Consider the following 25,927-nt stretch of genomic DNA (forward strand, 5'->3'; position numbering starts at 1 on the left):
CAATAACACAAACAACGAAGCCAACACGAGCACTACCAACAGCATACTCATGGTTTCCTGAGTGCCAGCCAAGCTGTTCGTCATTTCAAGCGAAACGACTGTCCCATCCTTCCAAATCACCGGGACTTGTGCGATTGCATATAGCACCCCATCTTTCTCCTCCAAACGGTATACCTCAGCATCGCTGTACGCGGGCTTCAAACCGCCAAATTTGACATCCTTGGCAGCTGTAAGGACTGCGTGTCCATCTGCATTCACGACTCTGATCATACCGATTGGCGTCAAATAGGCCTGCAGAAAATCTGCCGGATCGACCTGATTGACTGTGGCATGCAGCGTTTGCGCTATGTTTTGCGCCTGTTGCTGGAGCCTCCCGATTTCCTGATCCGTCATTTGCTTATAAAACAGCCAGTAGATCGAGACGTTGGTAATACATAAAATCAGCACCAGCCAAACCAAGGAAAAAACCTGGATCTTGTTCCGGATATTCATCAGCTTCTACCCCTTGATCGAATACCCGATACCCCGCACCGTATGGATAAGTGGAGCATGCAGGTGATCATCCAGTTTCTTGCGCAAATAACGGATGTACACGTCAACGATGTTCGTGTCGCCGTAATAGTCGTACCCCCAAACGTTCGTCAAAATTTGCTCCCGGTTCAACACCTGGTTGGCGTTCCTGACCATATAGACGATCAAATCAAACTCACGTGGAGTCAGCTCAATTGGATTGCCACCCCGTGTAACCGAGCGCATGCGTTCATCTACGCAGAGGTCCCCCAGTGTAACGGTCTCGTTTTCTGTCTCCTGCTTGAGATGGTTCGCCATCCGCATGCAGACGCGAAGCCTCGCCAGCAGCTCTTCAATGGCAAAAGGCTTTGTGATGTAGTCGTTAGCCCCCAAATCCAGACCGCTTACTTTGTCAGGCAGCGAGTCTCTCGCCGTTAACAGAATGACTGGTGTGATACTGTCCGAAGCACGTATGCGCCGAAGCACTTCCATGCCATTGAGCCTGGGGATCATGACATCCAGCAGTACGACGTCCCATTTTTTGCTGGCATAAAGCTCAAGCCCGCTCACCCCATCCTCCGCACAAAGCACCTCGTAACCCTCATATTCCAGCTCTAGCTGCAGAAATCTGCTAATCTTCTTCTCATCTTCAACCAATAAAATACTGGCCTTATCCATAAAACTCTCCCTCCATTCTCTTGATCAAGGTGCAAGGGAGCTAGTCGCAGCTTGATAGAAGCATTCCCTCTCTATTATAAGCAGTGATCTCCCACTTTGGATAAGCGTAAAAAACGAAGGGCTTTTCCCGCAAATTAAGTCTAGTATCGGAGTCAAAAACCACATACTATCTATAGTAAGAGAATCGACAATATGCAGACAGCCTTTCATAAGGAGGAACCGATTCATGAAAGAATTAGTAATCGCAGGAGCTCTTGCTGCCGCTATTTCCTCGATTGTACTGGGGGCATCCATAGCTTCCCCAATGGACACTCCAGACGGCATGCTTGCAATGCACGATGAAGTAGACGGGGTCTTTGAAAGCCATGGAATGCTGCTCGACTATCATTAAGGCCATTCTATGAAAAAAAACAAGCTGGCAGAAGCTCGCAGCTTGTTTTTCTTTTGCTTCTCTATTCGATTGCGGTCCACTCACGCCAATTCTACGAGAACGTCCCCTTCGTTGACGAAATCAGCTTCGCTCACCTTCACTTCTTTGACGGTACCGCTGCTCTCAGCTGCTATCGGAATCTCCATTTTCATGGACTCCAGGATCACAACATCCTGCCCCTCTACTACAGCGTCTCCCGGCTGCACCAATACCTTCCACACATTTCCCGCCATACTCGCCACAATTTTGCTCATTCTGATTCCTCCCCTATGCAGTAATTACTCGCTTATTCGACTTCTACGAGCGCTGCTTTCCTTCTTCTGGATATACATTTTCGCCACCGGTTATGATCATATCCTTCTTTCGATCCACGATATAAATCCTTCGTCATCCTAGGTCAAGCTTCGTCTGCTTCAATTTCCATGCGCAAAAGATTGGACCCAAAGCATTTGCCCAAATTGTCCATTCGGATAGAAGTAGAGCCTCCACCAGCCAATGCCCCCCGCAAGACAAAGTTCATCGCGTGAATATTGGGCATCAAATAACATTCTACCTCTCCTTCTACCAATCCTCGAAAGTGTTCTTTGACCCGCTCTGGCGTCACTTCCCTCACAAACACCTCGTACCACTCCGGGCGGGCTGCGAACAACCCGATGTTTACTGTGTTTCCCTTATCTCCCGAACGTGCAAAGGCTACTTCGCGCAATTGTACGTTTCCCATGTACTACTCCACCTCCACCAAGCTGACCTCGACTCTGCTCTCCACTACTTCTCGCGGAACAAGACAGGACCACATCCCAAAAAGCTCACGCGGCGCAGTCATCCCACCGATTCCGCTCATCGTCGGCGGACCGCTCAGCGCCAAAGGAGGAAACAATCTGGGAAACTTGGCGGCAGCCTCTTTCTGCGGGGTACGAACCGCCATCCGCAAATACACCTCGTTGAGCTTTTCCTCCGGAAGAGTCGAGAGTGGCCCGTGCAGAGAGTTGTAGCCTAGAAATTCAGTCTGCACCTCCTCATACTGCCAGCCCAAGCGCTCTAGCTGCTTCCGCACGATCCGATCAGCTGCTTTTGCCTTTTCCAGCGCATTCGGCCAGGAATAGCCGACCATCGCCTGACCAACATAGCCATTTGGATACCCCATAACAACTTTGAGCGTATCCGGGCTGGGCTTTCCCTTTGCGCCCCGGACGCGGACGCGATGCCTGCCGGACTCCTCCAGCACGACCTGTGTCATATCCAGCACTACATCCGGCGTCATATAGGCAGCCGGATTGTGGATTTCGTACAGCATCTGCTCTTTTACCGTTTCGATAGAGACAAGTCCGCCGGTTCCCTCTGCTTTGGTAATGACAAAGCTACCGCTCTGCTCCACTTCGGCGATCGGGAATCCGAGCCGATCCATCTCCTCCACTGACTGCCAGTCGCCGCTGAAATTGCCTCCTGTCACCTGCCCGGAGCATTCCATCAGATGCCCCATGAGAATTCCCTGGGCGAGCGCGTCCCACTCGTCCTTTTTCCAGCCGAATTCATAGATCAGCGGAGCGAGGAATTGCGCCGAATCCGTCGTCCGTCCCGTAATGACGATATCCGCTCCTTGCCGCAGTGCCTCTACAATGGGCCATGCCCCCAGGTACGCATTGGCAAAGCTGATTCGCGGCAAAACGTCGTCAATCGACCGTCCATCCTCCATATGAGAGAGCGAAATTCCCTTCTCGCGAAATTCGGGCAGCCGCGGTAAAATGTCATCTCCGGTCACCACCGCTACCTTCAAGCCTGTGATTCCCAGCTCCTGAATCATTCGCAGGACTTCCTGCTGCGCGCCAAGCGGGTTCGTGCCGCCTGCATTCGTCAGGAGCTTGAAGCCCTTTTCCTTCATGTACGGCAGCAAAGCTGGCATGGAGGAAGTGATGTCACGCGTATACCCTTTGGAAGAATCCTTCTTGCGGTCCTTTTGCAGGATTGCCAGCGTCAGCTCTGCCAGACAGTCGAAGCACAAATAGTCGAGGCTTCCCCGCTGAACGCTCGCTACAGCGGGCAGGATGGAATCCCCGTAGAAGCCTTGGGCAGCACCGATCCGTATCGTTCTCATTTATTTCCCCTCCCAAACCGGTGCTCGCTTTTCTAAAAAGGCCGTGGCACCTTCACGCAAATCATGACTGGCAAAAGCAACGAGTCGCAGAGTGCACAGCTGAGCCATGGATGTGAGCAAATCGGTCTGTTCCGTCGTGCGAAACGCCTCTATCCCGAGCTTCACCGCCAACGGACTGTAGGACGCAACCAGCCTGGCCAGCTTCCATGTCTCTTCCTCCAGCTGCTCCGGTGCGGTCATGTGGTGAATCAGCCCGTACTCATACGCCTTTTGCGCGGAGATGATGTCTGCTGTGAGCATCATCTCCATCGCCCTTCTTTCTCCGACCGCTCTGCGAATCCATGGCAAAATGACAAAGGGAACAAGACCGAGTCGCAGCTCGGTCGTCCCGAACTTCGCCTGATCAGACGCAATCGCGAGGTGGGACATCGCGACCAAACCACAACCCCCCCCCAAGGCAGCTCCATGAACCGAGGCAATCAGCGGCGTACGAATGGCAGCCCCAAGCTCAAACAAGCGCGTGCCTTCCTTTCCTTCGAAGTAGAGCTGTGGAACGCTTTTGCTGAAATTCTCCTTGAACTCGTTCATATCTCCCCCAGCGCAAAAGGCCGGCCCATTCCCCGTAAGAATGATTGCTTTTACCTGCTCATCCTGATCCGCTGCTTCGATAGCGGTGATCAGTTCGCAGGTCAGGCGTGTCGTCAATGGATTGCGCATCTCAGGCAGATTCAACGTGATTTTTGCGATCGTATCCCTGACCTCATACAAGACAGCTTCCTTGTCCATAACCAGTACCTCCTACACCGGATGAATAGCATTGCGTTTTGGATAGACGACGGGCTGCTTGTTTTGGTAAAGCTTGAACCGCGCGATGACGTCGGATCTCAGCCTCTCGTACGGGATGATATCGTCGATGACCAGCTCTGAGCCCAGACGGTAAATGTCGATATCCTCTGCGTACTCCTGGCGTTTTTGGGCAATGAAATCCGCTCGCTCTGCTTCGGGAAGACTCATGATTTTGTTGTAGTAAACGGCATTGATCGCGGCCTCAGGTCCCATGACGGCGATGGAAGCACTGGGCAAAGCAATCGTCGCATCCGTTCCGAAAGCTGGACCTGCCATCGCGTAGAGGCCCGCCCCGTAGCATTTGCGTACGATAACGGACAGCTTGGGCACGGTCGCTTCCGAGACAGCAGACAGCATCTTGGCTCCATGGCGAATGATTCCTTGCCGCTCTACCTGCGAGCCGATCATGAAGCCGGGTACATCGCTTAAGAAAAGCAGTGGTATTTGAAAGGCGTTGCAAAGCCAGATGAATCTGGCGCCTTTGTCCGCAGAGTCGACGAATAGTGTGCCACCCTTTACCTTGGACTGGTTCGCGACGATGCCGACTGCCTTGCCGCCCATTCGCGCCAGTCCGGTGATGATTTCCTGCGCCCACAGCTTCTTCACTTCAAACCACGTGTCCTGATCGATAATCTGCATGATCAGCTCCTTCATATCAAAGGGAACATTTTGGTTTTCCGGAACGATTTCTGCCAGTGGCCGCCCTGCGACTGGCTCGCGTCTCTCGGTCACGGGTGGCTTCTCCCTCCAGCTTTGCGGCATGTAGCTAAGGTATCGCTTGCATGCGGCGATCGCCTCTTCCTCGGATTGCACGAGTACGTCCCCGAGTCCGCTCACGCTGCAGTGCATGCGCGCGCCGCCCATGTTTTCCATCGTCGTCTTCTCGCCAATCGCCATCTCCACCATCCGCGGAGATCCCAGATAAGCACTCGCATTTTTCTCCACCATGATAGTCAGGTCGCAAAAAGCAGGAATATAAGCTGAACCCGCCGGTGACGGACCGAACAGAATGCAGATTTGAGGAACGATCCCCGATAGCTGCACCTGGTTGTAAAACAGTCTGCCTCCGTGTCTGCGTCCGGGAAACATCTCGATCTGGTCCGTGATGCGCCCGCCTGCGGAGTCGATCAGGTACAAAATCGGAACATTCAGCTCCATCGCCTTTTCCTGAATACGAATCTGTTTTTCCACAGTCCGTCTGCCAAAGGAGCCAGCTTTCACTGTCGAGTCGGAGGCCATGAAACAAACGGGTCTACCGTCAATCGTCGCCATTCCAGTCACGGTGGCATCTGCCGGAAGATCAGGTGCCTGTGCATTGGCGAACAAACCGTCCTCTACGATGGAATCTGCATCAAACAGCAGCTCCAGTCTTTTACGAACGAACATTTTATCTTGAGCTTCGAGATTTTGATGATATTTGGCATCCCCGCCTTGCCTGATACGCTCGATCTCGTCTTTTAGCTTCTGATTGGGATTGTGCATGGGAGCTCCTCCTTTTTGTTCTTCGCTCCTTTTTATTTGCAACACATATGCCAGTCATTACGAATCACGAAAAAGCCCCAGCTTGCTTTTGCAAAGGAGCACTGGCTGCACACACATTTGTTAGTGGGTCCGCACAACTGTACGGATACTGATACACCTGTAGCCAAGAGAAGCGACGGCTGAGACAAAAAAAAGGACTCCTTCGCTGTGGAGTCCACTCTCATTTACGAGCTATGCGGTTAGAATAATCGGCTGCCCATTTGTCACGACCACCGTATGCTCGAACTGAGCCACCAAGCTCTTGTCCGGCGTGATCAGCGCCCAACCATCCCGACCTTCCTGAACGTACTCGGCACCGGTTGATATAAACGTTTCCACTGCAATGACCAAGCCCTCTGTCAGCAGACGTTTATCCCACTTGTCATAGTAATTCAGGATATGCGTCGGTTCCTCATGCAGCCTTTTTCCGATTCCGTGTCCTGTCAGATTTTTTACGACGGTAAATCCCTTCTGCCGCGCTTCATTATGGACAACTCGCCCGATCTGACTCAGCTTTGAGCCTGCTCTTGCGGAAGCGAGCGCTTTGTACAGCGAATCCTCCGCACATTTGCACAGTGCTTGCCGTTTTTTATCACCGTTTCCGACGACGGTGGTAGCCCCTGTGTCTGCGTAGTACCCATCCAGCTCGGCAGACACATCGATGTTGATCATGTCGCCTTCTTTAAGCCGGTAGTCATCGGGGATCCCGTGAGCGACGACATGGTTGACACTGATGCACGTGTAGCCCGGAAAGTCGTACTCTCTCCTCGGGGCTGAATGTGCACCGTACTTTGTTAGCACTGCTTTCCCGATCTCATCTAATTCCTTCGTGGATACGCCCGGCCTGACTGCCATCAGCATCGCTTCTCTCGCCTCTGCCACAATCTTGCCAACTCGTTTTAGACAGATAAGATCCATTTCATTTTGAATGGACATGAAGATATCCCCCTACACCGTAGAATTATCCACATTATATCCTATTTCCGACAAACACTTCTTCTCATCTCACAAACCGACTCAGTGCAAACGGTGTGAGGTCAAAATCCGTCTTCCCTTGCAAAGTCAGCTGTGCGGAAATCTCACCTACGACACTGGCAAATTTGAATCCGTGCGCGGAGCAAGCCGAAACGATCAGCACGTGGTCATGGTTGGGATGGCGGTCGATAATAAAGTCGTGATCCGGCGTCCAAGTAACCAGACACACTTGCCCACGCACCCGGTTGTTGGTAACACCCGGAAAGAACCTTTGCGCGACCGTACCTAGATCACCGTCATCATCCGGTTCGCTGCCAAAAAGGCGATTCACTCGATCAGGATCGATATACCTGCCTGCATCATGACTGCCGATCTTCAAGCCGGAACCTTGAATGCTTGGAAAGCCGTAGAAGCGGTCATTCGGCAGGTCCATAAAATACGAGGGGAACTTCCCGAGCCCATACATAGCCTCGTCCGCTTCGTACCATACCACCGTCTTGCGGAACGGCTGCAGTGGAAGCTCCAAATCTTTCAGCAAGGAACTGGTCCAAGATCCTCCTGTTACTATCAGCTTGTCGGCATGATAATCTCCCTTTTCAGTGTGAACGGTGACCCCATCTGCATGATAGGTGATCGATTTGGCGGGAGTATTCGTGAGCAAATCTGCGCCATGCTGGGTAGCGACTTGCCGATACGCCCGGATGCATTCCTCGCTGTAAAGGATACCCGAGCTCGGCTCAAATGCGCCCATAATCTCATCAGACACGGTGATACCCGGCCAGCGCTTTCTCACTTCCTCCGCCATCAAGATCTCCAATGGCAAATCAAACTGCTTAGCACTGATGATCTCTTCTTCCAAAAAGGCAGAACCGATATTGGCGAGCCCCAGTACACCTGTACGCTCAAACAGATGCTTGCCTGTCTCTGCCTCCAGCTCTTCCCACAGCTTTTGTGCACGCAGCACCATCGGAACGTATTTCTTGCCTTCCCCGTAAGCATGGCGAATCATCCGCGTATCCCCATGGTGGCTGCCATTGGCATGTGGTGGATCAAAAGCATCTATCAGCAATACCCTGGCATTTTGCTTCGCCAAAAAAGCGCCTGCCGCCATCCCCATCGAGCCTGCTCCCAAGACAATGACATCATATGTGCGATTCAATTCGTTTTCCCCTTCCTTTTCCGTGCCTTTATGTCTAAAGAAAAGGGTCCCCTCCCATACAGGAAGAAGACCTTTTCATCAAAGAATGGTTAGATTCACTCGATTACCAAGCCGTAACCATCGAATCTCCGTATTTTTCTGTCACCAGCTTTTTCACTTCATCCGAATGGAAGGCTTTCACAAGCTTTTGGAAAACAGGCTTGTCTTTGTCCGCCTCCCGTACCGCAATGATGTTCACCCACGGAGAATCCTTTGGCTCCATGAAAATCGCATCTTTGGTCGGAACCAGACCGCTTTCGATGGCAAAGTTGCTGTTGATGACTGCAGCAGCCAAGTCGTCCAGCGCTTTGGTCAGGAAGGCCGCGTCCATTTCCTTGAACTCCAGCTTCTTCGGATTGTCAACGATATCGCGAACAGTCGCTTTTACGCCGACGCCTTCCTTCAGCTTGATCAGACCTGCTTGTTCAAATAGAATCAGCGCTCTCGCTCCGTTCGTCGGATCGTTCGGCAAACCGACGAGATCGCCTTCCTTCAATTCCGATACGTCTTTGACTTTTTTGGAGTACATCCCGATCGGATAGTTGATCGTGTCAGCCAGCTTCACGATATGCGTGCCTTGACCGGCATTGAATTCCTCCAGGTACGGCACGTGCTGGAACGCATTTGCATCCAACTGTCCATCTTCCAGTACCTTGTTCGGCTGTACGTAGTCACTGAATACGATGAGCTCTAGATCCAGGCTATCCTTGGCCGCTACTTCCTTTACCACTTTCCAGATGTCTTCTTCAGGACCGGACATGATACCGACCTTCAGCTTTTCCACTTGCCCTGCGCCAGCATTCCCTGCATTCGCTTCTCCACCTGCTTGCGGAGCTTGTCCCTGTCCGCCTCCGCAACCAGCTACCATAAGTGCAACTACGAGCGACAGGAATAGGGATACGTACGATTTCTTCATGTTGACCTCCCTAGAATAACTAGGTTTTCCGATGCGAATAATACGAATTAGATCGTAATCCTTTTATTTCCTTACGTCAAGTACAGTTTTTCAAATCATCTCTCACAACGCACAGGCGAACTGCTTTTGAACGATCTGCTGTGGCTCTCGGTCCAGATACAGTACGATCTCGTTGTCCTCTTCTTTTGCGTCGTACATCTTGATGGAAACCTGAGGGGAAAAAAGCGCTTTGCCTGTTTTCAGGTTGAACTCCCATCCATGCAGCGGGCAGCGAATGATTTCATTGTGGAGCCCATACACGTACTCCTGTGGCTCGGATGGCAGCATCGTCCCTACGACCGATCCATACAGCATCGGTACACCTTGATGAGGACAGCTGTTGCGAAAGGCATAGCAGGTTCCTTCCGCCCGGATCAGGCCGATCTCGACTCCGTCTACCTCAAAAAGCCTGCGTTCTCCCTCCCGCAGCTCCTCTGCGGAACACAAGATGAGACGATGTTTTTCCTGTGATCTCATGATGCTCGTGCTCCTTTTCTAAGGTTGTAGGCGAAATGATGCCAGCGGATTTTCGTAAAATACTTTATGCCGCAGCTCTTTGGGAAAATGGAGGAAGGCGCGGTCCAGCTCGTCTCCGTCCCAGTGCGGGTAATCACTGCAGAACAGCAGCATGTGCTCGGCATCAATCATTTGAATCAGTTCAACCAAATCCTTCGGGCGAGCAGGCTCTTCAATCGGCTGTGTGCCAAAGCGGATGTTTCTGCGGATATACTCGCTCGGGAGCATTTTGACCCATGGCACTTCATGGCGCAGCGCCTTCCAGTTTTTATCCATGCGCCACATCGTAGGTGCGATCCAGGAGAAGCCGTACTCGATGAAGTTTACTTTCAGATTGGGGAACCGCTCGAAGACACCCTCACACACCAGACTGATCACGTTGCGCTGTCCGATCAGTCCAAGAGAAGTATGCCACTCCATATAAGTCGAAGCAGGCCCTACCCCAAAGCTGGCAGCATATTCCCCGGTTCCCTCCGTATCAGGATGCAGCACGATGGGCAGATTATACGCTTCGGCGATCTCGTAGATGGGCCAATAATGGCGTTTGCCTAACGGAATATTCACACAATGCATGTTAATCCCTACAATTTCGGGGCGCTTCCCGATCCGTTCGATTTCCTGTACAGCAAGCGCTGGATCAAGCGGCGTAATCTCCATCGTCATTCGGTAACGCGGATCGCTTTTCACCCATTTGTCATAGAGCCAATCATTGGCGGCAGACGTGTACTTGGCAGCGACCTCCACATTGTGAAAGGCAGACATCGTTCCATGCCCAATGTTTAAAATCGCATAATCCGTCTGGCAACGATCGAGCAAATCACTCGCCAGGAATGCAGGATCGCTCCCGGGAATGTCACCGTTCGGCGGAAACGCATCTGCCCGCAATGGAACAGGAAGCGGATTCGCGTAGGCCGAAGCCGGGAATTTGAAGGAGCCGCTGTTTTGCTTGCTCAGAGCTCCCTTGGCAAACTTGCCGATGTTCATGTACTGCTGAATGGATTCATCAAGATACGGGACCAATTCGTTAAAATCGCTCAAGACCGGATGCACGTCGCAATCGATTAACCCATTATGCTTTTCTCTGGTTGTCACGCCTCTCCCACCCTTATCAAGCATCTTCGTTACTAAGTTCAATTTATGAACGCGTTCATATTTTGGTATAAATCTATTATGAGCCCCTGAAAAACGAGGGTCAAGTGAAAATACTTACCTTGCTTGCCCCTCTTGCAAAGGACTCATCATATTGCGGATGTACCTCATCGTTTTTTCTGCGGCCTCTTCCGGCTTCATGTCCCGTCTTTTGTTCAAAACAGTCGTGATCATCCCTTCCCAGATCAGGACGCACATCTCATTTACCTCTTCAATCGTTGCGGCCTCGATGTCCTGCTCCTTTTGTGCCAGCTCCAATAATGCTTTGCTGCGCGAGGTCAGGTCTGGATCGTAGAGCATCTGCTTGATTTCGTCCGTGAAGCCGATCAGATCACTCGAATAGATGGAGAAATAATGATTGACCATCTCGTCCGTCTTCTTCCCCAAATCGGCGATATAGAGGGCATGGTAAATTTGCGGTTTTTCAAAAGAATGCTTGCAAAAACACTCCCAGCTCGAGATGTACTTCTCTACGTACGTATTCCCACGCTCCAGATATTCCGGAAGCTCTTGCAAATATTCCTTTACAAAACGCATAGACGCAAAGTAGATCAAATGTGACAGCTCATCAAAATAGTTGTAGATCGTCGAGCTGGTATAGCCCGCACGCTCGCCGATTTTGCGCGCACTTACATTTTCGATGCCTTCTTCTTCGATCAGCTCTACCGTTGCCTCCACAAAATACTGCAGCATTCGCTTGACTTGGATTTCTCTTCTGGCCATTCCCATACCGTCCCTTCGACAAAATCGTTCGCTTCATTATATCTCAGGAGGAGCGTAAAAAAACCTCTCCCGGGGATGTGGGCGCGAATGGGTGCAAAAGAGCGGAACCCTTCCATGAGAAGAGTCCCGCAGTCTCAAGCCAGGTAGCTGCATTCCTAAGCCTTTCTCTTCCGGCGCAGCTGATAGTACGTCACAGCCAAAGCCAGCGCCAATACGACCCCTTTGACAATATCGTAGGCGTAGTAAGGCAGGTTGAGCATCGTCATTCCGTTCAACAGCACCCCGATCAGGATCGCGCCTACAAAAGTACCAAAGACGTTCGGTTTCCCGGCACCGAAAACAGAGAAGCCTACGAAAGCCGCCGCTACCGCGTCCATCAGCATCGAGCCGCCGCTGCTGACCTGACCGGTACCGATGCGCGCAGCGAGGAGCATCCCGCCGAGACCCGCGAAAAGCGCAGACAAGACGTAAGCTAGCGTGCGATAGCGATCAACCGGAATACCGGAGAGACGTGCTGCCTCCAGGTTTCCACCCGTCATGTACAGCATCCGTCCCTGACGTGTGTAGGTCAAGTAAATATGCGTGACGACTACGAGCAGGAAGGTCAAGATAACAGGCACAGGAACAGAAGCGATCTCCCCTTGTCCCAGCCAAAGGAACCATTCCTGGAATTTACCAGGCGCGACTGAGCCATCCTCCATCGGCATGTTCGCATAGATGGAGTAGCCTTTGGAATAGGTCATATGAATCCCGTTTACAATGTAGAGCATTGCCAGTGTAGCCAGCAAATCCGGAATGCGGATTTTTACGACCAGCAGTGCATTGATCAGTCCGACGAGAAGGCTCAGGACGATAGGTGCAAGCAGGGTAACCAAAGGACCTTGCTCATGCCAGACCATCATGGAGGCCGCGACGACAGTCGTCAAGGACACCGTCGAGCCTACAGAGAGATCAAATCCACCCACAATCAGGGAAAAAGTCACACCGATAGCAACAAAGGTCACAATCGAGATGGACCGCAGGATGTCGGTAATGTTGTCATAGGTAAAGAAATACGGGTTGGTCAGGCTGAACACCAGCATGACGATGACGATCACCGCTACCGTCCCGTATTTGTATACAAAATCAAAGAGACTGAATTTCTTGCCTTCCACACTACTCACCTCCGCTAGCATAATACATGATCAATTCTTGTGTCGCTTGATCGCGACTCAGTTCCTTTACGATCTGGCCCTCAAACATGATGAGAACTCGATCCGCGATCCCGATAACCTCCTGGAACTCGCAGGAGAAGTAGAGAACGCCTTTTTTCTGCTCAGCCAGGTTCCCGATCAGCCGGTAAATATCGCTTTTTGCTCCAATGTCAACGCCCTTGGTCGGCTCATCGAACATGAAGATGCTGGCGTCCGTCTCCAGCCATTTGCCGATCGCGACCTTCTGCTGGTTTCCCCCGCTGAGAAATCCAACCAGCTGGCTAATATCCGCTGTCTTCACACCCAGGCGCTGCACCAGCTCCTTCGCCAGACCCACTTCCAATCCGCTGCGGATAAAGCCGAACGGAGACCACTTGGAGATCGTTGCCACTGACAGGTTGCTCTTTACCGATTCCTCTACGAAGATGCCTTCTTTTCGCCTTTCCTCCGGCACGAGAACGATCCCCGCATCCACGGCGTCTTTTGGTGTACGGATACGCAGCTGTGTTCCTTTGAGCTTGATCTCTCCCGCTTCTGCCGCGTCCGCTCCGAACAGCAAGCGGGCAAGCTCGGTTTTCCCGGCACCCACGAGGCCGACGACTCCGACGATCTCTCCCTCGCGTACAGTCAGATCGGCATGGCGAACCTTTCCGCCCCTGGCACCGATGACTTCAAAGATCGGCTCCCCAATCTCGACAACAGCTTTCGGGAACTCCTCCGCAAAGCTTTTTCCGAGCATGTGGCTGATGACCTCATCCATATTGGTCGCCTGTGTTTCCGTCGTAATCACGTGCTGACCGTCACGCATGATGGTGATGCGATCACAAATTTCAAAGATTTCCGGAAGACGGTGAGAAATGTAGATAATACCGACGCCTGCCTTTTTCAGCTGGGCGATAATGTGAAACAGCCGCTCACTTTCCTTTGTGCTCAGGGGAGCAGTCGGTTCATCGAAAATGACAAACTTGGCCTTTTGCACAGTCGCCCGTGCGATGAGAATGAGCTGCTTTTCCGATAGCGAGCATTCTTCTACTGTCATTTGAACGGGAATGGAGAATCCGAATCCACGGAGCAGCTCTTCGGACTGAGCGTATAAACGCTGCCAGCTTACGAAGCTCGAGCCTTTGTCCTGGACGAGCTGATCCAGCAATATGTTTTCCGCTACACTCAAATACGGCACCAAAGCCGTATCGACTTCCTGATAGACACATTGAATTCCCAGCGCCTTGGCATCCTGCGGGGATTGTATCTGGACCGCTTGACCGTCAATCGAAATGGATCCACCATCTGCCTGGTAGGCACCCGTGAGAATTTTCATCAGCGTGCTTTTTCCCGCTCCGTTCGCTCCGAGCAGCGCGTGAACCTCTCCTGCCTTCACTTCAAAATCAACGGTTCGCAGCGCAGGCACTCCGGAGAACTGCTTCTCGATGCCTTGCATGTGTAAAGTAGACAATCTATCCACCCCCTAGTTGCGCTTTTACTGGCTAAGAAATCCATCCATTTTTTCTATAAATAAGGAAGATTCCCGTTGAGAGGTTCAACGGGAATAGCCAATCCTTTCATCTATACAATCTTATTTGCCCCACTCTTGCACGTATTGGGAAAGATCAGCCATCGTTACTTTTTTGTCTTTTGGCAGGTCCGATTGTTGTACGAGCACTGGGTTCAGATTTACGTTGTCTGGTACTTCCTCGCCTTTGATCTTTTTGAACACTGTTTCAGCCTGGATGCGACCGATGTTGGATGGGTCTACCGCAGCTGTTGCTGTCCAAGGAGAATTTGGCTCTTGGATCATTTGCAGGTCTTCGTCACTCAGGTCGATGGAGTATACTTTAATCTCGGTGCGTCCTGCTTGCTGAATCGCACGCGTAGCACCTTTTCCGAACTCATCCCATGCTGCCCATACCGCTGTGATGTCGCCTTTGTTTGGATATTTCTTCAGGATCGCTTCCATTTGAGATTGTGTATCCAAAGCAGTATTGTTGGTAGCCGAACCGAAAGCCGCTACTTCCTTGATGTCTGGATATTTCTTCAGGAACGCATCATAGGTGATTTGGCGTTTTTCCATTGGCGCAAAGCCAGCTACCCAGATTTTTACGATGTTTCCTTTGTTGCCGTTGTCCGCAGCCAGCTTCTCGAGGCTCAGGTCAGCCAGCTTTTGGTCGTCCTGGGCAACGGTTGGAACCCCTGCGATTTTGATATCGGTGTCAAAGAGTACGACCGGGATCTTCTTGTCTACTGCCTTTTGGGTGCCTTGCTGCAGGGCTTCTGCCGTACCGTGGTCGATCAGAATTCCGTCAAAGTGCTGGTTTACCGCTGCATCCAGGTTGGAAGCCATTTTCGCCAGATCGGTGTCTGCATTGAAAACAGTCAGCTCTCCGCCGTTTTTCTCCACTTCTTTTTTCACTCCGTTGATGTACTGCGCCGAGAACGTTCCTACATTTTGGCGCATAATTAATGCGATTTTCTTTGCTTTCTCGCCGGAAGCGCCGTTTGCGCCGTTCGGAGCAGCTGCCCCTCCACCGTTTCCGCACGCTGTCAGGGCGAGCGATGCTGTCAATGCAAGAGTCACAAGCAGACCAAATTTCTTTTTCATGGATGTTCCCCCTTTTTTGTGAGCTCATCGCAGAAAGGTCTAGTTTTTGCCCATTAGAAAAGCCTCTTTCCACCAGAAAGAGGCTAAAATCGTCAGCACGATATTCCGCCTCTTATCTATCAGGTATCTCTACCTGGTGGAGTTAGCACCTTGGCGCGGGAGACAATAGATCTCACGTGCTAGGTTGCCGGGCTTCATAGGGCCATTCCCTCAGCCTTCTCTGGATAAGAGTAGTTATTATTTTCAAAACGTTTCTTGAATATATACAGACTATAATCAATCCATTGCCCACCTGTCAACTAGGACTTTTTTAGGAGATGATTCTTTATTGTGACAAATTTGATACTCGAATCTTGGGAGGGATTGTCGTATACCATGTCGAAATAACGGTGGAGATTCAGAGCCAGTCTGCGGTGGAGATGCACGATGAGCCTATTAAAAGAAGTCATTCTTCAAATGTTTTTTGTCCTGATCCCTTTTGTCCTGTTCAATATCTACTACCGGGATAAAATGAGAAATTTTAGCCAGTCCTTCATCCTGGTTACGAGTTCGATCAGTTTATTCCTCGCCATGACGTTTTCGTCAAGCGTAGTAGAAGGAGTCATCTTTGACGTTCGCTACGTCATCATGTTTTTCGCGCTTGTTTATGGCGGTGTCCAGACAGGCTTGATTTTGCTGGGCGAATTCGTCCTTTATCGTCTCTACCTGGGCGGCGATGGCTTGTTTATCGCCTTGGTCATTTCCGTCTTCTCCTTTTCGGTGTCCCTCCTCATGTACAGAACCTACAAAGCTACTCACCGAAAAACGTTTTTCACAATATTGGCGGGCGTATTGTTTTCCATCATCGCCTTAACTCTTACCTACTTCTACCTCCCCCACTATTTTGTTAAACACTTGACGTATCACCTGCTGGTCATCCCCTTGCCAAACATACTCGGTATCTGGATTCTGATGTCCTTGTTCAGTACATCCGTATCGGACAAGGAGATCTTTATCAAGCATGCGCAAAATGAAAAAATCGAGACGATGAGTCATGTCGCAGCCTCGCTCGCTCATGAGGTGCGAAACCCGCTTACGGCAGTAAAGGGCTTTTTGCGTTTGATGCAGGAGAATCCGCATGACTTCACGAAAAGCGCCCAGTATATGAACATCTGCATGGACGAAATCCAGCGGACGGAAATGATTCTCTCGGAGTATCTGGCTATTTCCAAGCCTTTGACAAACCGACATGAGCAGGTTAACGTCGTAGAGCTTTTAAAGGTCATGCGAGCTGTGATGTCCCCTTTTGCGATTTTGCACAATGTCGAATTGGAAGTGCGCACGCCTGATATTTCCGTCATCATCATGGCCAACCCGGATGAGATCAAGCAGGTGCTCGTGAACTTTATCAAAAATGCGATTGAAGCCTGCACGAACGTCAGGAAAGGGAGAGTGTTCCTATCGCTGGTTGTTGAGGAAGGCAAAGCGATTCTCATCATCAAGGATAACGGAGTAGGAATGGATGAGGGCCAGATGAAGCGTTTGGGGTCCATTTATTTTTCTACAAAGTCGAGTGGAACCGGACTTGGCCTGACGTATTCCTATCATGTCATCCACACAATCGGTGGTACCGTGACCGTGAACAGTAAACCTAATGTCGGCACAAAATTTTCGATCATCTTTCCTTACCAAGAGTAAATCCCCATACCCTAGTCGGGTGATGGGGATTTTTTCATTCCAAAAGATCCGTTTGCTAGACTCCGCCGATTTTCGCAGAGACCGTCGCGGCTTTTTGTTTGACTCTCTCAATCAAAAAAGACATGCGATCTTCTGTCACGCGAAAGCTGGGGGCATTGATCGACAGTGCTGCCACAATCTGATTTCCGTAGCTGAAGATGGGGGCCGCTACCGCTACCGTCCCTTCCGTTTTCTCCCCGTAGCTAATCGCATAGCCTGTCTCTTTGACATGCGCCAATTGATCAAGGAACGGCTGCTGAAGGGCAGGAGCGAGCTGAGCCGCAACAACCTTCCTGACTTCCCCTGGCTTCCAATGAGCGAGAATCGCCTTATTCGGGGCACCGATGGTCAGGGGGATCCTCTCGCCCATATTCTCGTCAATGCGAATCTTCAACGGGCTCTCTACCTTTTCGATCGGAATGGAATCATACCCAGCTGGTACGCTCAAGAAGATGCTCTCCTCCACTTCTTGAGCGAGCTCCTCCATAATCGGCCTTGCCACATAGCGAAAATTGATTCGGTTATGCAGGGTAAAGCCGATTTCCATCCACGTGTAGCCTGCCTTGTAATGCTTGGTGACTGGCTCCTGCTCTACCAGACCGTACTGAATCATCGAATCGAGAAACCGGTGAAGCGTACTGATAGGCAATCCGGTAGCGCTTGCCAAATCTGATATTGGCCAAGCTTGTTTCTCGTCTGAAATCAGCACCCGGATAATTTTCATCGTCCGCTCGATTGATTGAACCATAGTCTCCCGCCCTCTTTGGCCATGCGCTGGTTACGCAGCCACACTGTTATCCTTGGCTTGCTTTTTCGGAGCGCGCCCGGTAGCCAGTCGCCCTTCCAGCCTGTTCACAAAGTAAGTGAAGATCGTAATCATGACCAGGTAATACAAGCCTACTACCATGTAGGTTTCAAGCTGGCGATAGTTTGAGGCCGCTTCGCTCAGACCCGTTCCCCATAGATCCTGCATTCCTACGTATGCCACCAGAGACGAGTCCTTCAACCCGATAATGAACTGGTTTCCCAAGGAAGGAATTGCGCGTCGGAACGCCTGTGGCAATACGATGCGTCTCATCGCGAGCGGATAAGACATCCCGAGAGATCTTGAAGCCTCCATTTGCCCGCGGTCAATCGACTGGATCGCCCCACGGAATATTTCGGCAATATAGGCGCCATTATGAACGGCCAAGGCAATCGCCCCTGCCCAAAATTGGGAGAGCGTCACCAGATTGGATATCCCAAAATAAAGAATGGCAATCTGCACGATCAGCGGTGTGCCGCGAATGACCGTGATGTAAATATGCGCGATGTAGTTCAGCACCTTGGAGCTGGAAATCCGGAAAAACGCTATGATGAGGCCCACTCCACAGCCGAGCAAGAGCGCAACCGCCGTCAGCTTGAGCGTGAGCCATGACGCTTTTAGAAAGAGGGGATAACTGGATAGAAGAATGTCGAGAATCACGTAAGATCACTCCTCGCATGTAGCTGAAAAATGGGGGCGTCCAGCCTGGACACCCCGTAACCCGCCTTATTGCTTCTGCAAGATGTTGCGACCAAACCATTTTTGGCTGATTTTCTCATACGTGCCGTCTTTGATGATCTCATCCAGCGCCTTGTTGATTCGATCTACGGATTCCTGATCCCCTTTGCGTACTGCGATCGCCTGTTCATCAAAGCTGAGTGGTTCGCCCACATCCATCACTTTACCGCCGCCCTCTTTGATGAAGCGCAGACCTACCACCTGGTCCGTAATCACGGCATCCAAGCGACCGGTTGGGAGATCGAGCAGCGCTGTAATATCGCTGTCATAGGTGGTGATTTTGTCCTCATCGGTGAGCTTTTTCGCCCAATCCAGATAGTTGGAGGCTTTCACTACCCCGATCTTTTTCCCTTTCAAATCTTCTTTGGATTTGATCGTGGTATTGCCCTCTTGTACGAAAATTTGCGAACCGGAACGATAGTAAGCATTGGTGAAGGATACGGCTTTTTGGCGTTCCTCCGTCACCGTCAAGCTCCCGATGATAGAATCGTATTTTTTCGAGTCGAGTCCTTGAATAATTGTCTCAAACGGATTCGTGATCGGTACGGCATTCATGCCCATTTTCTCTGCCAGAGCTTGTCCAATTTCTACGTCAAAGCCTGTGAGATTTCCGTTTTCCTTGAAGCTAAACGGCTTGTACACGCCGCTCATCGCATAGGTGAAGTCCTTTTTGCCAGAGTCAGCTTGCCCGCCTGCTGCTGGAGCACTGCCTGACTCTTGCGAACCACACGCAGCCAGAAGAAGGGAGCTCATCAATACAGTCGACAACAGAATGCCTGTCCATTTTGCCTTTTTCATTTTTATTTCCCCCAGTATCGTTTATTTATCTTTAGCGGATGCTTCCCAGGAATTGCTTTGTCCGTTCGTTTTGCGGATTTTCAAAGAAGGTATTAGGCGGTCCCTGCTCCAGAATCTGACCGTTGTCCATGAAGACAGCACGATCGGCCACCTCACGGGCAAATCCCATTTCGTGGGTCACGACGATCATCGTCATGCCTTCCTTTGCCAGCTGTTTCATGACCTGCAGCACTTCCCCTACCAGTTCGGGGTCGAGCGCGGATGTAGGCTCGTCAAACAGCATGATTTTCGGCTTCATCGCAAGCGCTCTGGCGATAGCCACTCGCTGCTTCTGTCCACCGGAGAGCATATCTGGATACACGTCCGCTTTATCCTGCATATTTACCTTTTTCAGCAGTTCGTAAGCCAGCTCTTTCGCTTCAGCTACGTTCATTCGTTTGACATGGATGGGAGCCTCGATGACGTTTTCCAAAACAGTCTTGTGCGGAAAGAGGTTGAAATGCTGGAACACCATGCCGACTTCCGCTCGAAACTGATTCAAATTGGATTTGTACGGATCAATCTGAGTGCCGCCGACCCACACTTCGCCCTCGTCATAGACCTCCAGAAAATTCAGGCATCTAAGCAAGGTGCTCTTCCCTGAACCGCTGGCACCGAGCAAAACAACTACTTCTTTTTCCTGTACGGTCAGCGTAACGCCCTTCAGTACAGTCAAGGAACCAAATGACTTCACAAGATGCTTAACCTCAATCATCCTGCTATCCCCCTGTCTATGGACTATCGGATAGATTTTCTATACTTTTCCGAATATCGGAAACAGTTTCTATTTTTAAATTATACTTATATTTTTTCTGATATTCAAGAAAAATCTGATATATGCATATTTATTCGTTTTTACGAATGGATTAAGTGGTATTCTTACAAGAAAAAAGCTATCCCGTGGCCAGCAATCATGGCTTTCGGGACAGCTCCCTTGCTGATGATGTTTCTTGCTTATGGGCGAGTGAATCTCTGGAATTGCCCAGCAGGTACCTCTTTGAAATCCGGCAGCGTGGTCAAGCCTTTTTCCGCCCCTCCCGGATTGTAGAAAGCCAAGAGACGCAGCGGCTCCCACCCGGTGTTATACGTCGAGTGGAATACAGCCTGAGGAATATAGATGACATCCCCCGCCTTCACGGAGAAAGGCTCTTCATCTCCGATCATTTGCTGCCCTTCCCCGGACAGGACGTACAGAATTTCTTCTGCATCCGGGTGATTGTGCCGGTCATGTCCTTGTTCAGGCAGCAGAATGACCTCCCCGAAGGTGACTTTTGCCCCTTCCGTCTGGTCAGGCGTGATCATCCACTTGATCATGCCCCAGTCGAAGGAATGGGTAGAAACATCGTTTGGATGGATTTGTTTCACATTATTCCCCTCCGTGTCCGATTGATTTGAATTTGCGCATATTCGTAGAAATGGCTACTTCAGTAGGCAGCCGTTCCATGCTCGACGCCCCGAAAAACCCGACCACGCCAGTCGTTCTCTCCAGTACATAAGCCGCATCGTCCGGCTCCGCGATGGGTCCGCCATGGCACAGCACGATGATGTCTGGATTGATTTCCTTCGCAGCATCATGCATCATCTGTACGCGCTCGACAGCTTCGTCGAGTGTCAGTGCCGTTTTTGCCCCGATCGTGCCGGAAGTGGTCAAGCCCACATGCGGTACGAGAATATCCGCTCCCGCCTCCGCCATCCCTCTCGCCTGTTCCTCATCGAATACATAAGGCGCTGTCAGCAAGCCGAGCTCATGTGCGTGACGGATCATATTCACTTCCAGATCGTAGCCCATACCTGTCTCTTCCAGATTCGCGCGGAAATTGCCATCGAACAGCCCGACCGTCGGGAAGTTCTGTACGCCTGTAAAGCCCATCTCCTTCAGCTGTTTGAGGAAAACAGGCATTAGACGGAACGGGTCAGTCCCGCACACCCCTGCGAGAACCGGCGTTTTTTGGACGACAGGCAGCACTTCTCCTGCCATTTCCACGACGATCTGATTGGCATCCCCATAAGGCAAGAGGCCCGCCAACGAACCGCGTCCCGCCATCCGGTACCGCCCCGAGTTGTAAATGATAATGAGGTCTGCGCCGCCCGCTTCAGCCGACTTTGCCGACAGTCCCGTTCCTGCTCCCGCGCCGATAATCGGCCGTCCTTCTTCGATCTCTTTTCGCAATACGTTCAGCGCCTGTTCGCGTGTCATCATGATTGATAGGTCCTCCTTTTGTCATTACCCAGATGAAAGATCCAGCTTACTGCCTCGCCACAGAGGCTTGGAACAGCTCATGCAGACGTTCTGCCATCGCACGAGCAAACGCGGGATCGTTGATATCAGTATCCATTTCGACCAGCTCAACTACTCTCGTGTCCAGGTGCTCGTACAGTGCTGATATCAGCGCCTTGTCAGCGACTGGATCGTAGAACAACTGGCCTTCCTTCGCAATAATGGATACCCCGCGCAAGGGAACGAATAGCGACACAGGTCCCTTCGCCTGATTCAGCTTGAGTGCGATACGGCGCCCCAGCTCTGCACATTCCTCCGGGGTCGTACGCATCAAGGTCACGGTCGGGTTGTGCTCGTACAGCAGTCTGTCATGGAACGCTTTTGGAACGGTATCTTTCGGCCCGAAGTTCACCATATCGAGCGCACCTAGCGACACGACTTGCGGAATCCCCAGCTCTCCCGCTGCTTCCAAACGATGCGGACCGGCAGACAGCACGCCACCTACCAGATCATCTGCCAGCTCGGTCGTGGTCAAATCGAGCACACCGCTGATGAAGCCGTCTCGCATGAGTGCCTCCATGGACTGCCCGCCCGTTCCTGTCGCATGGAAAACCAGAATTTCGTAACCGCGCTCCTCCAAATGGTTGCGTGCTTCCTCGACAGCTGGTGTCGTTACCCCAAACATCGTCGCGGCAACCAACGCTTTCCCGCCTGTCAGATTAGGAGCAGGAGCTTTGGCCATTCCCGCAATCGCTCCTGCTGCGTTGGACAAAATCTGCGCCGAGAATTGATTGATGCCTGCAATATCCACAACGGAATACATCATCGTGATATCGACTTCCCCCACATAAGGACGCGTATCACCAGAGGCCATCGTAGAGACCATCAGCTTGGGAACACCGATCGGCAGCGCACGCATTGCCTGCGTGATCAGCGCCGTACCACCTGAACCGCCGAGTCCCAGAATTCCTTGCAGCCTTTTTTCTGTATACAGCTGCCCCACGATGCTCGCCGCTCCCGCAGCCATCGCCTTGATTGCGGCGCCGCGGTCTTTTGCCTCCAGCAGCTCGTGCAGGTCGTACCCCGCTGCCTTGGCGACTTCTTCTTTCGTGATGTCCGGTTGAACGGCCGGCTCGCCCAACACGCCCGCATCCATCAGGATCACGTTCACACCATTCTCATGTAAGCGCTCTCGAATGTATCCATACTCGATTCCCTTTGTATCCAATGTGCCAAGCAGCACGACTGTCGGTGTGACTTGTTGTCCCATCTGCCACTTTCCCCTTCCCATGGATTGGTGTCCCATGAATATCGAAAGCAACTCCCATGCCAACCGCGTTGTCCCGTATTTTGTGCCTATTAGTCATTGATGTGAGAAAGATTTTTCCCAATCACTTACTCAACGTGAGAAAAAAATTCCCAAGCAAAAGAACGGAGCGCTCTTTTATTTGGGAATGGGCTTAATACCGTATTTTTTCATTTTGTTAAACAGCGTTCGGCGGGTAAAGCCCAGGGCTTCCGCTGTTTTTGTTCGATTCCAGGCCTGTTTGCGCAGCGTCTCGAGAATCCATTCCTTTTCCACGGACTGCAAAGGCTTGTCTGCAAAATCTCCCTGGCCAACAGCTTCACCCGAGACAGGTGCAGCTTGCTGAATATACGCTGGCAGATCCGCAATCCCGATCCGATCTCCCTCACACAAGACAGCCGCACGCTCCAAAACATGCTCCAGCTCACGGACATTGCCCGGCCAATCATAAGCCAGCAGAGCATCCAAAGCGGGTGCGGTCACCCCACTGACGTCCCCTTGGAATTTCTCGTTGATCTTTTTCAGGAAGTGACTCACCATCAGGGGAATGTCTTCTTTTAGCTCCCGAAGCGGTACAGTTTGTATGGAGATGACATTTAGACGGTAGAACAGGTCTTCGCGAAACCTGCCTTCCTGTACCGCTTTCCACAAATCCCGGTTTGTTGCACAGACGATTCTCGTATCGACCTTGATCGTCTTGCTTCCGCCCACCCGTTCAAACTCGCGGTATTGGATCGCTCGCAACAGCTTGGCTTGCGTGACCAGACTCATTTCCCCGATCTCATCCAGGAACAGCGTGCCTTGATGAGCTAGCTCGAAACGACCGATGCGCTGCTGGAGCGCTCCTGTAAACGAACCTTTCTCGTGACCGAACAGCTCACTCTCCAGCAGCTGCTCAGGCAGTGAAGCGCAATTGACTTTAATAAAGGCATGCTTGTAGCGGTCGCTGTTGTAATGAATAGAGCGCACGATCAGCTCTTTTCCGGTTCCGCTCTCTCCTTGTACCAGGACATTGACGTTTTTACCGGCTACCTTGCTGATGATCTCGTATATTTCCTGCATCGCCCGACTTTGTCCCACGATCTCGTCGAAGCGCATCTTTTTCATCAATTCCTTTTTGAGATAGCGATTTTCCTCTGCCAGGACCCCGACTCTTTTAAACTCCCCGATGACGCCCTTGATCCGCTCCTCTGTAGGGATTCTTTCAAAGGTCGATCCGCCAATGACACCGACTGCACTCGTCTCCAGATAAAAATGACTGGCATGCTCGGGGGAGACGATCGGGCCTCCGTATACCATGTGCAGAGCTTCAGAATTGACCTCTTTGGCAGCGCGGAAAATGCGATTTGCCAAATCTACCGCTTCTGGAATGCTCATCCCGTGCTTGATCCCCGTCCCCCCGCCAATCGTCCACCCGAAGTGAGCGCAGATGACATCGACATCCGCTTTCGCCATCGCCCGGGCCTGCTCTTCCGTAAAAACAAATCCGATGGTGAACAATCCCCGCTGTGCACACTCCGCCAAAAAATCCACTTCCTGCTGAAAACCGAAGCCTTCTTCCTCCAGCATGGCTCCTACGGTACCATCGATCAGTCCCACGGAAGGAAAGTTATTGACCCCTTGAAAGCCAGCCCCCATAATCTGGTCGATCAGCACGGGACGATGGATCGTAGGATCGGTCGCGCACACGCCAAAAACGACAGGTACCTCCCCTGCATGAGGCAGCACTTCCCGTGTTCCCACTTGCATCACCATCTCATTGCTGTTGGCAAAAGGCATCAGGGAACCCAGTGAGGACACGCCGGCATTGCGAAACAGACTCGCGTGCAGCACGAGCAGCAAGTCCGCACCGCCCGCCACAGCCTGCTTGGCAGAAAAACCAGAGCCAGTCGCGACACCAATAAGCGGTTTGCGCTTTTGGAGGGAGTCTGTGAGCGCTTTGCGGATTTTTGTTTTTGGATTCATGGGGAGAGGACTCCTTTCTGGGCCTTGATCATTCATCCCCTTTTCCCCTTTTGCAAAGCGAAATCCTGCTAGGTGAACGAGAATTACATGAGGTTCCTCTCGCTGGATTCCTCCTTTTCTTTGCACGGGATTGGTACCGGTGGCTAAGACACCGCATCCTGTCCAAATCTAGCAAAATGCTGATAGCCATCCTCTCGATTGTCTTTCTCCTCTATGGAAGCTTCCATACTTATCAGGAATTCACCACGTATAAACCGATGCTCCTGGAAAAAATGGAGAAAAAATATAGCCGCGAAATCAGTCCGGAGCTCTTTGAAGCGATGACGAGCGGCATTAATGTCTATACGAACTCCCTCTATTTTAACTATGTTACTTTTTTGATGTTTGTGGCGCTGATCAATCTATGGGTGCTCGTTTCCCAAATGCTTTAGGACCTCATCCACCAGCAAGCACGCGCCATATATATCAACCGTCCAAATTCCCTTGTACTCTGGACATTGCTTCAACGATACGCTGTACAGCCATTCATCGGTTGTCACCACTAATAGGTGGCGATACTGCTCCTGCTGCACGATGGTTTGAAAAAATGCAATTTCGTGACCTAATTCCCGGACAAAAAACTGGAGAAGCACACGGCGATAATCTTTCCGGCTGGAATGACGCTGCAGCTTCTTCAGTTGTGTTTCGTCAGGCTCTTCTCCAGAATCAAAATCATCGATGCGGGAAAATTGCTCTACCAGCCGAATGCGCTCCGGGAAAGGAAGGGGAGGGATCGAGTCAGGGATGCTTGCCTGTTTGCAGCCGTCGTACCTGCTCGCCAGCAGCATGACGAGAAGCGTCGTTATGTTCCTCATCCCTTCCCCCTCCACTTGCCCTTCCTATCTCCAGCTTACAATGCCTAGACGACATCATATTCTGAAAGGCTTCTTTTATACCCAAACTGGCTACCCCAAATGAGAA

The 25,927-nt window shown here is 51.3% G+C and carries 28 protein-coding genes and 1 riboswitch (1 of these 29 running past the window's edge); of the genes, 3 read left to right on the forward strand and 25 right to left on the reverse strand.

Annotation, left to right across the window (positions count from 1 at the left end):
- Positions 1 to 492, reverse strand: partial view of an ATP-binding protein gene (locus ACLIN2_RS26505; RefSeq protein ID WP_411502605.1) — the beginning only. It extends 879 nt beyond the left edge of the window; 492 of the gene's 1,371 nt are visible here — the first part of the coding sequence; the start codon lies at positions 490 to 492; its stop codon lies beyond the left edge, outside the window.
- 6 nt (positions 493 to 498) lie between these two features.
- On the reverse strand, positions 499 to 1,188 hold the full coding sequence (locus tag ACLIN2_RS26510; protein WP_411502606.1) for a response regulator transcription factor: 690 nt from the start codon (positions 1,186 to 1,188) through the stop codon (positions 499 to 501).
- Positions 1,189 to 1,414: 226 nt separating this feature from the next.
- Between ACLIN2_RS26510 and ACLIN2_RS26515 the strand changes: the two genes are divergently transcribed.
- Positions 1,415 to 1,579, forward strand: a complete 165-nt coding sequence (locus tag ACLIN2_RS26515) for a hypothetical protein (RefSeq protein ID WP_411502607.1) — start codon at positions 1,415 to 1,417, stop codon at positions 1,577 to 1,579.
- An 80-nt stretch (positions 1,580 to 1,659) separates the two neighbouring features.
- On the opposite strand, the gene ACLIN2_RS26520 is transcribed toward ACLIN2_RS26515, so the two are convergent.
- The 14 genes from ACLIN2_RS26520 to ACLIN2_RS26585 all read right to left on the reverse strand — a co-directional run bounded on the left by ACLIN2_RS26520 (position 1,660) and on the right by ACLIN2_RS26585 (position 15,382).
- Entirely contained in the window at positions 1,660 to 1,872 is a 213-nt protein-coding gene (locus ACLIN2_RS26520) for an acetyl-CoA carboxylase biotin carboxyl carrier protein subunit (RefSeq protein WP_092275094.1), read from the reverse strand.
- A 143-nt stretch (positions 1,873 to 2,015) separates the two neighbouring features.
- The gene (locus ACLIN2_RS26525; protein WP_328210400.1) at positions 2,016 to 2,339 is read right to left on the reverse strand and encodes an AtuA-related protein; all 324 of its coding nucleotides are present in this window, start codon (positions 2,337 to 2,339) and stop codon (positions 2,016 to 2,018) included.
- Between the two features lie 3 nt (positions 2,340 to 2,342).
- Complete coding sequence (locus ACLIN2_RS26530; RefSeq protein WP_411502608.1) at positions 2,343 to 3,710, reverse strand: acyclic terpene utilization AtuA family protein; 1,368 nt, start codon at positions 3,708 to 3,710, stop codon at positions 2,343 to 2,345.
- Positions 3,711 to 4,496, reverse strand: a complete 786-nt coding sequence (locus ACLIN2_RS26535) for an enoyl-CoA hydratase/isomerase family protein (RefSeq protein WP_400588633.1) — start codon at positions 4,494 to 4,496, stop codon at positions 3,711 to 3,713. It abuts the gene before it with no gap.
- A 12-nt stretch (positions 4,497 to 4,508) separates the two neighbouring features.
- Positions 4,509 to 6,038, reverse strand: coding sequence for an acyl-CoA carboxylase subunit beta (locus ACLIN2_RS26540; RefSeq protein ID WP_411502609.1), 1,530 nt, complete (start codon positions 6,036 to 6,038; stop codon positions 4,509 to 4,511).
- Between the two features lie 231 nt (positions 6,039 to 6,269).
- Complete coding sequence (gene map / locus ACLIN2_RS26545) at positions 6,270 to 7,013, reverse strand: type I methionyl aminopeptidase (RefSeq protein ID WP_411502610.1); 744 nt, start codon at positions 7,011 to 7,013, stop codon at positions 6,270 to 6,272.
- 64 nt (positions 7,014 to 7,077) lie between these two features.
- Positions 7,078 to 8,211, reverse strand: coding sequence for an N-methyl-L-tryptophan oxidase (gene solA / locus ACLIN2_RS26550; protein WP_411502611.1), 1,134 nt, complete (start codon positions 8,209 to 8,211; stop codon positions 7,078 to 7,080).
- 103 nt (positions 8,212 to 8,314) lie between these two features.
- Positions 8,315 to 9,166 (reverse strand): MetQ/NlpA family ABC transporter substrate-binding protein, encoded by an 852-nt coding sequence (locus ACLIN2_RS26555; protein WP_122961348.1) that lies wholly within the window; start codon positions 9,164 to 9,166, stop codon positions 8,315 to 8,317.
- 102 nt (positions 9,167 to 9,268) lie between these two features.
- The gene (locus tag ACLIN2_RS26560) at positions 9,269 to 9,682 is read right to left on the reverse strand and encodes a Rieske (2Fe-2S) protein (RefSeq protein ID WP_411502612.1); all 414 of its coding nucleotides are present in this window, start codon (positions 9,680 to 9,682) and stop codon (positions 9,269 to 9,271) included.
- A gap of 18 nt (positions 9,683 to 9,700) precedes the next feature.
- The gene (locus ACLIN2_RS26565) at positions 9,701 to 10,813 is read right to left on the reverse strand and encodes an amidohydrolase family protein (RefSeq protein WP_175530589.1); all 1,113 of its coding nucleotides are present in this window, start codon (positions 10,811 to 10,813) and stop codon (positions 9,701 to 9,703) included.
- Positions 10,814 to 10,927: 114 nt separating this feature from the next.
- On the reverse strand, positions 10,928 to 11,593 hold the full coding sequence (locus ACLIN2_RS26570) for a TetR/AcrR family transcriptional regulator (protein WP_411502613.1): 666 nt from the start codon (positions 11,591 to 11,593) through the stop codon (positions 10,928 to 10,930).
- Between the two features lie 155 nt (positions 11,594 to 11,748).
- Complete coding sequence (locus tag ACLIN2_RS26575) at positions 11,749 to 12,747, reverse strand: ABC transporter permease (RefSeq protein WP_092275128.1); 999 nt, start codon at positions 12,745 to 12,747, stop codon at positions 11,749 to 11,751.
- Position 12,748: 1 nt separating this feature from the next.
- The gene (locus tag ACLIN2_RS26580) at positions 12,749 to 14,239 is read right to left on the reverse strand and encodes a sugar ABC transporter ATP-binding protein (RefSeq protein WP_327930633.1); all 1,491 of its coding nucleotides are present in this window, start codon (positions 14,237 to 14,239) and stop codon (positions 12,749 to 12,751) included.
- Between the two features lie 120 nt (positions 14,240 to 14,359).
- On the reverse strand, positions 14,360 to 15,382 hold the full coding sequence (locus ACLIN2_RS26585; protein ID WP_092275134.1) for a sugar ABC transporter substrate-binding protein: 1,023 nt from the start codon (positions 15,380 to 15,382) through the stop codon (positions 14,360 to 14,362).
- A 109-nt stretch (positions 15,383 to 15,491) separates the two neighbouring features.
- Positions 15,492 to 15,613, reverse strand: a riboswitch (SAM riboswitch).
- A gap of 195 nt (positions 15,614 to 15,808) precedes the next feature.
- Between ACLIN2_RS26585 and ACLIN2_RS26590 the strand changes: the two genes are divergently transcribed.
- Positions 15,809 to 17,059, forward strand: coding sequence for a HAMP domain-containing sensor histidine kinase (locus tag ACLIN2_RS26590; RefSeq protein WP_310238281.1), 1,251 nt, complete (start codon positions 15,809 to 15,811; stop codon positions 17,057 to 17,059).
- A 55-nt stretch (positions 17,060 to 17,114) separates the two neighbouring features.
- On the opposite strand, the gene ACLIN2_RS26595 is transcribed toward ACLIN2_RS26590, so the two are convergent.
- The 8 genes from ACLIN2_RS26595 to ACLIN2_RS26630 form a co-directional block, all read right to left on the reverse strand.
- Positions 17,115 to 17,846, reverse strand: coding sequence for an IclR family transcriptional regulator (locus ACLIN2_RS26595; protein WP_411502614.1), 732 nt, complete (start codon positions 17,844 to 17,846; stop codon positions 17,115 to 17,117).
- 30 nt (positions 17,847 to 17,876) lie between these two features.
- A complete protein-coding gene (locus ACLIN2_RS26600) occupies positions 17,877 to 18,563 on the reverse strand; it encodes an amino acid ABC transporter permease (protein WP_092275144.1) in 687 nt (228 codons plus the stop codon).
- A 66-nt stretch (positions 18,564 to 18,629) separates the two neighbouring features.
- Positions 18,630 to 19,439 (reverse strand): ABC transporter substrate-binding protein, encoded by an 810-nt coding sequence (locus tag ACLIN2_RS26605; RefSeq protein ID WP_092275147.1) that lies wholly within the window; start codon positions 19,437 to 19,439, stop codon positions 18,630 to 18,632.
- A gap of 31 nt (positions 19,440 to 19,470) precedes the next feature.
- On the reverse strand, positions 19,471 to 20,193 hold the full coding sequence (locus tag ACLIN2_RS26610) for an amino acid ABC transporter ATP-binding protein (RefSeq protein ID WP_092275150.1): 723 nt from the start codon (positions 20,191 to 20,193) through the stop codon (positions 19,471 to 19,473).
- 239 nt (positions 20,194 to 20,432) lie between these two features.
- Positions 20,433 to 20,843 (reverse strand): cupin domain-containing protein, encoded by a 411-nt coding sequence (locus ACLIN2_RS26615; RefSeq protein ID WP_221176075.1) that lies wholly within the window; start codon positions 20,841 to 20,843, stop codon positions 20,433 to 20,435.
- Between the two features lies 1 nt (position 20,844).
- Positions 20,845 to 21,678, reverse strand: a complete 834-nt coding sequence (locus tag ACLIN2_RS26620; RefSeq protein WP_411502615.1) for a phosphoenolpyruvate hydrolase family protein — start codon at positions 21,676 to 21,678, stop codon at positions 20,845 to 20,847.
- 46 nt (positions 21,679 to 21,724) lie between these two features.
- Positions 21,725 to 22,966, reverse strand: coding sequence for a Tm-1-like ATP-binding domain-containing protein (locus ACLIN2_RS26625; RefSeq protein WP_411502616.1), 1,242 nt, complete (start codon positions 22,964 to 22,966; stop codon positions 21,725 to 21,727).
- 174 nt (positions 22,967 to 23,140) lie between these two features.
- The gene (locus ACLIN2_RS26630; RefSeq protein ID WP_411502617.1) at positions 23,141 to 24,967 is read right to left on the reverse strand and encodes a phosphoenolpyruvate hydrolase family protein; all 1,827 of its coding nucleotides are present in this window, start codon (positions 24,965 to 24,967) and stop codon (positions 23,141 to 23,143) included.
- Here ACLIN2_RS26630 and ACLIN2_RS26635 point away from each other — a divergent pair.
- A complete protein-coding gene (locus ACLIN2_RS26635) occupies positions 24,958 to 25,398 on the forward strand; it encodes a hypothetical protein (protein ID WP_411502618.1) in 441 nt (146 codons plus the stop codon). The genes ACLIN2_RS26630 and ACLIN2_RS26635 overlap by 10 nt on opposite strands.
- Here the strand turns inward: ACLIN2_RS26635 and ACLIN2_RS26640 are convergent.
- Complete coding sequence (locus ACLIN2_RS26640; protein WP_411502619.1) at positions 25,369 to 25,821, reverse strand: hypothetical protein; 453 nt, start codon at positions 25,819 to 25,821, stop codon at positions 25,369 to 25,371. The two genes, ACLIN2_RS26635 and ACLIN2_RS26640, sit on opposite strands and share 30 nt — an antisense overlap.
- Positions 25,822 to 25,927: the final 106 nt, after the last annotated feature.

The organism is Brevibacillus centrosporus, from assembly GCF_046622605.1.
Lineage (GTDB): Bacteria > Bacillota > Bacilli > Brevibacillales > Brevibacillaceae > Brevibacillus > Brevibacillus centrosporus.

Excerpts from the sequence above, each read along its gene's own strand:
- ACLIN2_RS26590 (WP_310238281.1), top strand. The coding sequence starts at position 15,809 with ATGAGCCTATTAAAAGAAGTCATTCTTCAAATGTTTTTTGTCCTGATC.
- ACLIN2_RS26520 (WP_092275094.1), bottom strand. The coding sequence starts at position 1,872 with ATGAGCAAAATTGTGGCGAGTATGGCGGGAAATGTGTGGAAGGTATTG.
- ACLIN2_RS26595 (WP_411502614.1), bottom strand. The coding sequence starts at position 17,846 with ATGGTTCAATCAATCGAGCGGACGATGAAAATTATCCGGGTGCTGATT.
- ACLIN2_RS26510 (WP_411502606.1), bottom strand. The coding sequence starts at position 1,188 with ATGGATAAGGCCAGTATTTTATTGGTTGAAGATGAGAAGAAGATTAGC.
- map (WP_411502610.1), bottom strand. The coding sequence starts at position 7,013 with ATGTCCATTCAAAATGAAATGGATCTTATCTGTCTAAAACGAGTTGGC.
- ACLIN2_RS26535 (WP_400588633.1), bottom strand. The coding sequence starts at position 4,496 with ATGGACAAGGAAGCTGTCTTGTATGAGGTCAGGGATACGATCGCAAAA.
- ACLIN2_RS26630 (WP_411502617.1), bottom strand. The coding sequence starts at position 24,967 with ATGAATCCAAAAACAAAAATCCGCAAAGCGCTCACAGACTCCCTCCAA.
- ACLIN2_RS26610 (WP_092275150.1), bottom strand. The coding sequence starts at position 20,193 with ATGATTGAGGTTAAGCATCTTGTGAAGTCATTTGGTTCCTTGACTGTA.
- ACLIN2_RS26555 (WP_122961348.1), bottom strand. The coding sequence starts at position 9,166 with ATGAAGAAATCGTACGTATCCCTATTCCTGTCGCTCGTAGTTGCACTT.
- ACLIN2_RS26570 (WP_411502613.1), bottom strand. The coding sequence starts at position 11,593 with ATGGCCAGAAGAGAAATCCAAGTCAAGCGAATGCTGCAGTATTTTGTG.
- ACLIN2_RS26625 (WP_411502616.1), bottom strand. The coding sequence starts at position 22,966 with ATGGGACAACAAGTCACACCGACAGTCGTGCTGCTTGGCACATTGGAT.
- ACLIN2_RS26640 (WP_411502619.1), bottom strand. The coding sequence starts at position 25,821 with ATGAGGAACATAACGACGCTTCTCGTCATGCTGCTGGCGAGCAGGTAC.
- ACLIN2_RS26620 (WP_411502615.1), bottom strand. The coding sequence starts at position 21,678 with ATGATGACACGCGAACAGGCGCTGAACGTATTGCGAAAAGAGATCGAA.
- ACLIN2_RS26515 (WP_411502607.1), top strand. The coding sequence starts at position 1,415 with ATGAAAGAATTAGTAATCGCAGGAGCTCTTGCTGCCGCTATTTCCTCG.
- ACLIN2_RS26605 (WP_092275147.1), bottom strand. The coding sequence starts at position 19,439 with ATGAAAAAGGCAAAATGGACAGGCATTCTGTTGTCGACTGTATTGATG.
- ACLIN2_RS26585 (WP_092275134.1), bottom strand. The coding sequence starts at position 15,382 with ATGAAAAAGAAATTTGGTCTGCTTGTGACTCTTGCATTGACAGCATCG.
- ACLIN2_RS26525 (WP_328210400.1), bottom strand. The coding sequence starts at position 2,339 with ATGGGAAACGTACAATTGCGCGAAGTAGCCTTTGCACGTTCGGGAGAT.
- ACLIN2_RS26530 (WP_411502608.1), bottom strand. The coding sequence starts at position 3,710 with ATGAGAACGATACGGATCGGTGCTGCCCAAGGCTTCTACGGGGATTCC.
- ACLIN2_RS26540 (WP_411502609.1), bottom strand. The coding sequence starts at position 6,038 with ATGCACAATCCCAATCAGAAGCTAAAAGACGAGATCGAGCGTATCAGG.
- ACLIN2_RS26560 (WP_411502612.1), bottom strand. The coding sequence starts at position 9,682 with ATGAGATCACAGGAAAAACATCGTCTCATCTTGTGTTCCGCAGAGGAG.